Origin of the sequence: Pleomorphomonas sp. NRK KF1, assembly GCF_023721755.1 — a bacterium.
Lineage (GTDB): Bacteria > Pseudomonadota > Alphaproteobacteria > Rhizobiales > Pleomorphomonadaceae > Pleomorphomonas.
Window position 1 is genome coordinate 410,218 of sequence record NZ_JAMDLH010000004.1, and the last position, 7,685, is coordinate 417,902.

At 64.0% G+C, this 7,685-nt stretch carries 10 protein-coding genes; 8 read left to right on the top strand and 2 right to left on the bottom strand.

Annotated elements, in window-relative coordinates:
• The first annotated feature begins 573 nt into the window (after positions 1-573).
• On the top strand, positions 574-1,164 hold the full coding sequence (locus M4J39_RS13350; protein ID WP_251728607.1) for a hypothetical protein: 591 nt from the start codon (positions 574-576) through the stop codon (positions 1,162-1,164).
• A complete protein-coding gene (locus M4J39_RS13355) occupies positions 1,161-1,694 on the top strand; it encodes a hypothetical protein (RefSeq protein ID WP_251728609.1) in 534 nt (177 codons plus the stop codon). The genes M4J39_RS13350 and M4J39_RS13355 overlap by 4 nt, the downstream gene beginning before the upstream one ends.
• 11 nt (positions 1,695-1,705) lie before the next feature.
• Here the strand turns inward: M4J39_RS13355 and M4J39_RS13360 are convergent, their stop codons facing one another.
• The gene (locus M4J39_RS13360; RefSeq protein WP_251728611.1) at positions 1,706-2,164 is read right to left on the bottom strand and encodes a thioesterase domain-containing protein; all 459 of its coding nucleotides are present in this window, start codon (positions 2,162-2,164) and stop codon (positions 1,706-1,708) included.
• 538 nt (positions 2,165-2,702) lie between these two features.
• Here M4J39_RS13360 and M4J39_RS13365 point away from each other — a divergent pair.
• The 4 genes from M4J39_RS13365 to M4J39_RS13380 all read left to right on the top strand — a co-directional run bounded on the left by M4J39_RS13365 (position 2,703) and on the right by M4J39_RS13380 (position 5,799).
• Positions 2,703-3,479 carry a nucleotidyltransferase domain-containing protein gene (locus tag M4J39_RS13365; protein WP_251728613.1) on the top strand — a complete coding sequence of 259 codons (777 nt, stop codon included), beginning with the start codon at positions 2,703-2,705 and terminating at the stop codon, positions 3,477-3,479.
• A 76-nt stretch (positions 3,480-3,555) separates the two neighbouring features.
• The gene (locus M4J39_RS13370) at positions 3,556-4,125 is read left to right on the top strand and encodes a hypothetical protein (protein WP_251728615.1); all 570 of its coding nucleotides are present in this window, start codon (positions 3,556-3,558) and stop codon (positions 4,123-4,125) included.
• A gap of 104 nt (positions 4,126-4,229) precedes the next feature.
• Positions 4,230-4,880, top strand: coding sequence for a hypothetical protein (locus tag M4J39_RS13375; protein ID WP_251728617.1), 651 nt, complete (start codon positions 4,230-4,232; stop codon positions 4,878-4,880).
• Between the two features lie 247 nt (positions 4,881-5,127).
• Entirely contained in the window at positions 5,128-5,799 is a 672-nt protein-coding gene (locus tag M4J39_RS13380; RefSeq protein WP_251728619.1) for an outer membrane protein, read from the top strand.
• A gap of 384 nt (positions 5,800-6,183) precedes the next feature.
• Here the strand turns inward: M4J39_RS13380 and M4J39_RS13385 are convergent, their stop codons facing one another.
• Entirely contained in the window at positions 6,184-6,630 is a 447-nt protein-coding gene (locus tag M4J39_RS13385) for a hypothetical protein (RefSeq protein WP_251728621.1), read from the bottom strand.
• Positions 6,631-6,740: 110 nt separating this feature from the next.
• On the opposite strand from M4J39_RS13385, the gene M4J39_RS13390 reads away from it, so the two are divergent.
• Together M4J39_RS13390 and M4J39_RS13395 are read left to right on the top strand one after the other, a co-directional pair.
• Complete coding sequence (locus M4J39_RS13390; protein ID WP_251728623.1) at positions 6,741-7,205, top strand: MarR family winged helix-turn-helix transcriptional regulator; 465 nt, start codon at positions 6,741-6,743, stop codon at positions 7,203-7,205.
• Between the two features lie 105 nt (positions 7,206-7,310).
• Positions 7,311-7,544, top strand: coding sequence for a hypothetical protein (locus tag M4J39_RS13395; protein ID WP_251728626.1), 234 nt, complete (start codon positions 7,311-7,313; stop codon positions 7,542-7,544).
• Positions 7,545-7,685 lie beyond the last annotated feature (141 nt).

A 7,685-nucleotide genomic window follows, 5' to 3' on the forward strand; every position in this document is an offset into this window, starting at 1 on the left:
TGCCCGAGGTCCTGGCCTTCGCCAGGATGACAGCTTGATGGAGGCGGGAGACAGCTTGATCGGACGGCGCGCCAAAGCGGAGGGCGACGCAATATCCAGTGATCTGCGCGCTATCCGCATGTAACCTATATATAAATTGTCATCCTTGCGAAGGCGAGGACCTCAGGCCGAAAGGGGCTCGCGGCCCATATAGGACTCCCCTCCCTCCATATAGATCCGTCATCCTGGCGAAGGTCGCTTGAATTCGCGCGCGAATTCAAGGTGTACCTCAGGCAGAAAAGGACTCGCCGCCGATATAGGTCTCCCCCTTCCCCACCACCCGCATTGCTGGCGCACCACCCGTCAAGCGTGCTACGCCTTTACCAAGGGATTGAGTGACGCCACCATCCGGAGTGGACGCGCTATCCGCTTGTTCCCTATATATAGAATTGTCATCCTGGCGAAGGCCAGGACCTCAGGCAGGATGAAGCGATCGGCCCATATAGCGCCCCCCCTCCCCCCCCCACATTGCTAGCGCACCACCCGTCAAGCGTGCTACGCCTCGCTGAGGCACGTGTCGAAGAGCGCAATTCGATGGACAGTGAAACTTCACTTCGGGAGAGGCCACCCGTCTTAGTGGTTGCCCTCGGCCTGTTCGCTTTTATGGCGATGTGCTTTTCACTGGTGCCGTATGCACTCCTGGCGCTGAACCATCAGTTCCTGCCGTCACCCAAATATCTCGTTGAAGTAAAATACATATCCTTAATAAGCGGCCTTGTGTGCGGTCTGCCGACCGCTTTTCTGCTCATGTCCGAGTCGCCGAATGCAAACAAGACCAGTGTTACATTCAATGTGTTTACCCCTGCTTTTGCGACTATTATGTTTTTCATCCTCGGCCACCAACTTGTAACAAGTTTAGTTCCAATAATAGCAGCCATCTGCTCTCAGCAAGAAGTTGAAATAATCTACGCTGTCAACGGGCGAGAGTCGATCAATTCGAGGTTCTGCAACGCACCGATCACCCTTGACTACATGCCATGGTATAGCGACCAACTCTGCAACTTCCCACCCTCGCTCCATCAAGAGCTGAGCCCTGGCACGCAGATCGTCGTAGCCGGGCGAGGAACCTCTTGGGGCCTGTTCGTTGAAAGCGCCCGTGTCGTGCCTCCGGCGGTGCTGCCGTGAGCCAGTTGTTCACAACCTCCGACAACCGCCTCCGCTATTGGCTGGTCGGCTCCGCCCTCCTGTGGCTGCAGCTGCCGGCCAAGTTCGGTGACATGATGTTCTCATCCGAGCTGTACGCGCCGAACCCGGTGTGCGACAGCGGGGGCCCTTTGTTCTTGGGTTTCTACGTCGTGTTGCTGCCTTGGGCAGTCCTTGCCGCGGCCTTTTCGGCGATCGTCATGTTTGCCGTGGTGCGCAAGAGAGAAGCGGGAGTTCCGGTTCTCAGCGCCTTCCTGGGAAGCAAGCCCAAGAACCTGGCCGTCTCCACCGTCATCGCGCTGGCTATACTGCCGCTTTTGTTCGACGTCGCTCAGTCTCTGTGGGAGACCGTCATACCACAGACCGTCGCGAGCGATTGCGGCGGAACGGCTGACCTCGTCACCCTCCATGTACGCCGCTCGCTCTTTCAGGTCTGCCCGTTCATAGACCTGATGCTGGTGCTCTGGTTCCTGCACATCAGGGCACTCCTCCTCTCGAAGCGCTCATCCTGACGCGCCCGGCATCAGTCCGCTCTCCCCTCCCTCAAAAACGCCACGAACCGCCCCCTGAACGCCCCCACCGCCTCGTCCCCGCACCTCAGCCCCGCCTCGATCTCGATCCGCGCCTTCTTCCGGCTCTCCAGCGTCTTCAGGAACCCCGGCCAATCGGATTCGGCGCTGATCGCTCCCGTCGCCACGAACTCCCCTTGTATCGGCCGCAGATACTCCATCGTGTTGGTGTGGATGACGATCTCCGATGGCAGGCCGGCGTCGGTCAGGCGGGCGTACAGCGTCGACCAGGCCGCGACGATGCAGAGGGTCGAGGCGCTGCCGCCGAAGCCGGTGCCCTTGGGATTGAGGTTGGGCGCGAGCGGGGCGGCGAGGGTGACGGTGCCCGATGTGACGGCCCGCACAGACACGCCCATGGCCCGGGTCAGCGGGATCTGCTGGTGCAGATAGATTTCCAGATCGTCTCGTTCCATCGCGGTGGCCGCTCCAGCATCGAGCCCTGTCGGGCAAGGCGGGGAGCAAGCTACCGCAACGCCACGCCGGGGCAAATGCGGCCGATATGTCCGGCGGCGCCTCTTCCTGCCCGAGATCCTCTGCCTGCGCAGAGGAGGACAGCTTTATGTATAGGAAACAGCGGGATAGTGCGTCGTTCGCTGGATAGAGCGTCGCGCATCGGATGGCGCAACGCTCTCCGGCTGGTCTCCTGTTCCATCATACTGTCCTCCTCTCTCGAAGGCAGAGGATCTCGGGCAGGAAGAGGCAATAGCCGATATCGGGCTCCCTTCGCCCCTTGCCACCGCATGCCCCCACCCAACGCCGTTGACAATTCCCGCCCCCGCGCTAGCCTCCCCCCATGATCACCATGCTCGCCCTCTCGACGTCCTCGACCACCGCCGCGCGGCGGTTGGGTGCGTCATGAGGTAGAGCCGCTTCAGACGAAACCGATCGACCCGCCGGATGCGAGCGGGTTTTTTTGTGCCTGCCGCGTCCCACCCGATGGAGGACGACAGCATGCAGGACCAGCTCATCGAAGCCGCGCTGGCGGCGGCCCGCAAATGCCTTGCCACCCGCTTCAAGGGTGCATCGCACCTGTTCGTGGCCGGCTCGATCCTGCGCGGCGACGGCAACGCCTTTTCCGACATCGACATGGTGATCCTCTACCCCAGGCTCGAGCGGGCGTGGCGGGAGTCCTTCGTGCTCGACGGCTTTCCCGTCGAGGCCTTCGTGCAAGACCCGGAAACGCTCGCCTACTTCTTCGAGAACGACGCGGAGCGCGGCGTCCCCGTCATCATCGACATGGTGTCGAACGGCGTGATTCTCGGCGACGCACCGGACGAGGCCGCCACCCTGCAGCAACGGGCGCGGCAGATCCTTGCTGCGGGGCCGAAACCGCTCGCCGGCGCGCCGCTCGATGCCTTGCGCTACATCCTGACCGACCTCGCCGACGACCTGCGCGCCGAGCGACCGGCCGACGAGATTGCCGCCACCGCCGCGCAGCTCTACCCGCGCCTCATCGACCTGATGCTGCTCGGGCGCAACCATTGGACCGGCAACGGAAAGTGGGGGCCGCGCCTGCTGCGGCGGCTCGATCCCGCGCTCGCGTCCCTCACGGCTGATGCGTTCAGAGACGCCGTGCAAGGCAACCCGGCCGCGCTCCTGTCGCTGACGGATCGGGAACTGACCCGTCATGGCGGTCCCTGCTTCGACGGCTACCGCTCCGACGCGGCCGAGAGCGCGCGGCTGCCCTCCTCTGCCAAGGCAGACGATCCCGCGCAAGCCGCGCCATGAGGCTCCCCCACACGCAGAAGACCGCATTCGTCCAGCCCTGCAACTCTGCTAAAATGTCGCCGAAGGGACCGGCGCCATGACACTGACACTTGGGCAGTTGCAGGACACGCTCGCCACCGTGCTCGATCTGGTGGAGCGGGAGGGGAGCTTCGACTACCGGCTGGTCGGCACCGCCGCCGATCTGTTGCGCGGGGCGCCGATCGAGGCGGCCGATGTCGACTTTCTGGTGCGCACGCGCGCCGAGATCGACATCTTCGCCCGGGCGCTCGCCGGCTTCCGCTGCCTCACCCCGCCCACCTGGCTGGAGTGCGGCGGCCAGTATTACGCCGCCTACGAGGTGGACGGCGTTGAGGTCGACGCCAGCACCGTCGAAACGCCCACCGAATCCGCCTTCATCGAGGCGCGGGGCGACGGCCCCTGGACGCATTTTGTCGAGATCGACGTGGGCGAGCGCAGCATCAAGGCGGTAGCGCCCGAACTCCGCCTCGCCACCGAACTCGTCCGCGACCGCCAGGACCGGGCCGAGACCATCGCCCGCTGGCTGCGCGACCACGGCTGCGACACGGCGCTTCTGAACAACGCGCTGGATGCCCAGGACATCGGCGAAGACGCCCGCGCGCCGGTGATGGCGATCATCGGCGGTTGAGTGGGCGCCAGCCGCTTGTTCTCGTTGCATGAAGCCGTCAGACCCGGGTCGGGCGCCTCATCACGATACGGTCGGGGCGAAGGCGGGCGCCGTCACCACTCGCCTTGGTAGCGTTGCACCCGGCAGGCGTGTTATGCCTGCCGGCGGATGGAGTGGCTCAGCGTGCGGCGATGAACCAGGGCGATGGATTTCGGATGAAGCGCGGGTTGACCCCGTTCAAGATCGGCCTTTCCGGCTTCCTGCTCTTCTCGTTTCTCTTCCTGCCCTACGGTTTCGCGCCGCATCAGTTCTTGCCATCGGCCGCTTACGTCGAGAGCGTGAAGTACTACGCCCTGCTGACCGCAGCGATCTCAGCGATGCTCGGGATCGCGTTGATGGCCCACCTGCCGCGCAACCCCAAAATGGAAACCAGCCTGCAGCGTCTCGTAAGCGTTGTTCTGGCTCCAATCGCCTTCGCGGCCTTCAGCCACATGTTTGTGACCACGACCATTCCGCTCTATGTGGCGCTCCTGTGGGGTGAAGAGACGAGCATGACATTCGCCGTGGCGTCGCTGGAGCATACCGGCGCAAAGTCCTGCAAGACCTCGGTCCGTCTTGCCGGAATGCGGACACTCAATGACAAGCTGTGCGACCTCCCGCCTGATATCCAGCAGCAACTGAGAAGCGGCTCCGAAATCGTCATCACCGGACGCGGAACGCACATGGGCCTGTTCGTTGAGAACGCCCGCCTGGCGGAGCCGGCGGCGAGGCCGTAAAGGCGCCTCGGGCACAATCCGCCACCGACGGGGTGTGCAGGCATGGTAGCATTAATACTGATGCATGAAACGGAAAGCGTGCGTCGCTATCGCTCACAACCTTAACCAACCATCAACCTTAATTTGTAACCAATTGCTTCGACGGGGTTCGCTGCCGAACCGGTCGACGCGAGCGCTTGGTCGATGACGGGAAAGGCGCGGACCCGACCGTTCCGGCAGTCATCAGCCACCCAGGAAGGGGAATTTCATGCGTCTCGCTCTTGCTGCCGCTGTCGCAGCTCTCACGGTATCGACGGCGTCGGCCGCCGACATGGACGTGCTTCGGCCCAGCATCTCGGACCAGCCGGCAACCACGCGGACCATCGACTGGACCGGCATGCAGTTCGGCGTCACCGGCGGCGGCGATCTGACGCGTGCCGATGGCTCCAAGTTCGGCAACACTACGCAGGATTTCCCCGGCGCGCATGTCAGCTTGTTCGCCGGCTACCAGGAACAGCTCGACAGCAACTTCGTGCTGGGCCTCGAAGGCGACGTGACCTACACTGGCGGCAACGCAAAAACTCTCGGCCGCTACGACGACACCTACACCCTTCTCGGTACGGACAAACTCAGCTCCGATTGGTCCGGGTCCATTCGCGCCCGCGTCGGCTATGCCTTCGACAACCTGCTGCTCTACTCGACGGCCGGCTATGTGGCGACGCGGATCGTCGACAAGGCCAACACGACCGTCGCGACCGGCACTTTCAACGAGTACTTCCACGGCCTGACGATCGGTGCCGGCGCCGACTATGCGTTCACGCAGAAGCTCTTCGGGCGCGCCGAGTATCGCTACAACAAGTTCTTCGAAAAGCAAATCGGCTCGAAGGAGGCGGATCTATCCCAGCATGTCGTCAGCGTCGGCGTCGGCATGAAGTTCTGAGCCGAGCTGCTTTTCGCGACAGCATCGCAACCGGTCGGAGCCATCCGGCCGGTTTTGTCATTGGCGCGGCGTGGGCAAGGCATTCGCGCTCGTCATGTGAGGGGCGCTCGATATCGGCCGATCGCTCCATCCTGCCTGAGGTCCTCTGCCTTCGCAGAGGATGACAAAAGCTATATATAACAAATAGATATATCTCAATCACTTCATCCGGCGGTCTGCCACGGCAAAGGTAAGGGGGCGGGGCCTTTGAGGTCGCGCAACATGACCGGCGAGGTTCTCGGAGATCCGACCAAGTATTTGTTTCATATCAATAAATTGTCATCCTGCGCGAAGGCGCAGGACCTCGGGCAGAACGAGGCGATCGGTCCATATCACCCTCCCTCTTCACCCCCTCCCCCGCCGCAGCCGCCCGCTCAGCCTCAGGCCGTCGCGCAGGCTGAGGGACAGGAGGGCGAGGTTGGCGGCGCCGACGACCAGCTCGATCGCCTGCACGGCGTAGAAGGCGCCGTCGAAGGCGCCGTCGCGCGCCTTCATGGCCAGGAACAGCGCGGCGGGGACCAGGATCAGCACCCCGTTAGCGGCGATGATCGGCATGCGCCGGAGCTTGACGCCGATCAGCCCGCCGCGCCGCCCCCTTGCCAGCGACAGGCCGGTGCCGCCCGTCGCCATCAGCGCCGGGATCAGCAGCAGGAAGCCCCAGGGAATGGCGGTCTTTACCAGGGTCACGGTCTCGGGCGCGCCGATGAGCTCGGAGACGGCCGTCGACAGCCAGAAGACGACGATGGTCGACAGGGCCAGCACCCCGGCCACGGGATGGATCAACTTCTTCATGGTCGGAAACTCCGGACTGCCGGCGCCACCTTGCATCGGCGACGCCTCGATAGTATCGTCATCAAGATGCATATTTGACATCATGGTGTCAATAACAACAGATGGTGACAATGACCGATGACGGCCGCGCCCCCGCCGGAGACGCCCTGACCGGGCTGATCCTCACCCTGTTCCGGGCCAACAACCTGACGCTGACCTGGGGCGACCGCATGGTAGCGCCCCTGGGGCTGACCAGCGCCCGCTGGCAGATGCTGGGCGCCATCGCCTTTGCCCGCCGGCCGCGCCCCGTCGCCTGGCTGGCGCGCGACCTCGGCGCCAACCGGCAGAACGTGCAGCGCATCGTCAACGAGCTGGAAAAGGACGGCCTCGTCGCCTTCGAGCCCAACCCCCACCACAAGCGCGCCCACCTCGTGGTGCTCACCGACCGGGGCCGGCAGACCTACGAGGAAGCGCTGCGCCTCTACGCGCCCCGCGCCGCCGCCTTGGCCGACGGCCTCGCCCCCGAGGACATCGCCACCGCCCGCCGGGTGCTGGACACGCTGAGGGCAAGGCTGGAGGCGGAGGACGCGGCCTGATCGCATCCGCCCCATATCCCCCATTGACGGGGCGGGCTTTCATCACGATACGGTCGGGGCGGACATCATGGCGAACACCGCCAGAAAAGAAACAAGGAGCCGACCGTGAGCCAACCGACCGTCGCAGACGCCATCGAGCGGGTTTATGACTCTCTGCAGGCCGACAATGCCGATCTCGACCTGCACATCGCCACGCTCAAGGCCGCGCTGGCCGAGGCCGGCCAGAAGGAAGCCGTCTTCGACCCGGCCCGCCTCGCGCAGGGCAACCGCTCCGGCCGCAAGCTGATGCAGGCCTATTTCCGCCAGCGCGGCGTGAAGGTGACGTTCTCGGGGGCGTAAGGCTGTCGGCGAGCATCGCTTCGGCGCCCGATATCGCGCGCCCTTGTAACTTAGCCCCACCGCGATCTGGTATCCTTTCGGTTGCGGTGGTGGACGGGAGACCGACGCCCCTTAGGGACACCAAGCCCGTGGGAGAGCAAG